Here is a 1,714-nt window from a genome sequence, read left to right as displayed (position 1 = left end):
ACATTTTTATGTCTGTAGAGAATGTAATATCTTCATTTAATCTGGTTTTTATGTAAAGATTTTTTCATCTGCCATTGGTTTTACTATATTAACGGCATCATAAATAACTGATGCTATATTGGTATTTATTTTATTTACTTCTATTTTTCCTGCTTCTGCTTTTGAAAAATCTAAAATATCATTTATAAGGTCAAGCAGATGTCTTCCAGATATTTCTATATTTTTTGCAAGTTCTTTGTATTCTTCAGGAATATCATCAGCCATCTGGAAAAACTGGGCAAATCCTATAATTGAGTTTAAAGGAGTCCTTAGTTCATGGGACATATTTGCAATAAATGCTGATTTTGCTTTTGAGCTTTCTGTTGCTTTTTTCATAAGCTCAATTCTTTCAAGCCACAGGTTTACAAAAGTACCTATGGATTTTAAAAATCTTTCTTCTTCTGAAGAAAATCTATTTTCTTCAATCCTAAAGTAAAGATATCCATTTATTTCTTCTGTTTTTATTTTTACATTTAAAGCATCTTTTATTTTAGTAATACTGAAACCTATTTCTTTTATGTGAGGAAAATCTTTTAACTGCTGGTCAACGATTTCAAAAACATCTTCAGGTTTTTCTGCTTTTGTTATACTGTTGAATGTTTCAGTTAATTTTAAGAATAATCTTAACCTTTCTAAACTTTCCTTTTCTAAGGATTTAAATGCTTTATTTATTTCTCCAATCATATGATTAAAAGCATCTGCTAACAGCTGTATCTCATCATTGGATTTTATAGTAATAGTTTTTGAATAATCTTTTTTAACTGTTATATTTTTAACAAATTCTGTAAGGTTTTCTATTGGATTGACCATTTTTCTGACAAGATAAAATGTTGTTCCTATTATAAGGAGTATACCGGATATACCAATTATCAGAAATATTTTATTAAGGCTGTAAATTGGTTTAAATAGGAAATTTTCATCAACTGCAGAAAGCATATACCAGTTATCTTTGAATGTATTATTTTTTATTTTTTTGTAAGCAATTATGTATCCATATATACTTGTAAAACCTTTATCGCTCTTTAATTTATTAAGTATATCTACACTTTGACCTATAAAGTATGTTTTATCTTTGTTGAAGATAATATTAAATTCCTTATCTGTATTGGATATGTATTTAAGAAGATTATCAGTATCGTACAAAAAAACAAAATAACCTATGAGCTTATGGTTATCAAATGATGCGTAGATAGGGTAAGAAAATTTTAAAAAGTATTTATTTAAATATTCAGGTTTATGCAGGTCTGTAAAATTCTCTTTAAAATATCTTACAGGAAAGACTTTATTTATTAAATCTTTTCTTGTAGAAGCAACAGTTTTCCCATTTTTATTCACACAAAATATAATCCCTTTCAATCCTGAATTTTTATGTATATTATCTATAAAACTTTGAACTCTTTTATCCACATCATCAACAAGGATATCATCTAAAACCTGAAATTTAGACCAGAGGTTAACTTGATTTTTAACATTTGTTAAATCTGTATTTATTAAGTTTATAAGCAGGGAGATTTGGTTTTCTAAATTTGAATAAACGTTTTCTAATAATTTTTCCTTTCCTTCTTTTATTGATATAAATATGAACAGCAAAAACGGAACCAAGCTTACTACTAATACAGCTATCGTAAACTTAAGTTTTAGGCTTTTTTTAACTGTTTTCATCAAAAATTTTTCT

The 1,714-nt window shown here is 26.3% G+C and carries 1 protein-coding gene; it reads right to left on the bottom strand.

Annotation, left to right across the window (positions count from 1 at the left end; genetic code table 11):
- Positions 1 to 48 precede the first annotated feature (48 nt).
- The coding region (locus tag HG1285_RS02765) for a sensor histidine kinase (RefSeq protein ID WP_008289042.1) at positions 49 to 1,714 on the bottom strand (1,666 nt) is incomplete at its 5' end.

It is taken from the genome of Hydrogenivirga sp. 128-5-R1-1, assembly GCF_000171895.1.
Note: the sequence above shows the minus strand (reverse complement) of the source record. Positions and strands in the feature narration are given on the sequence as shown.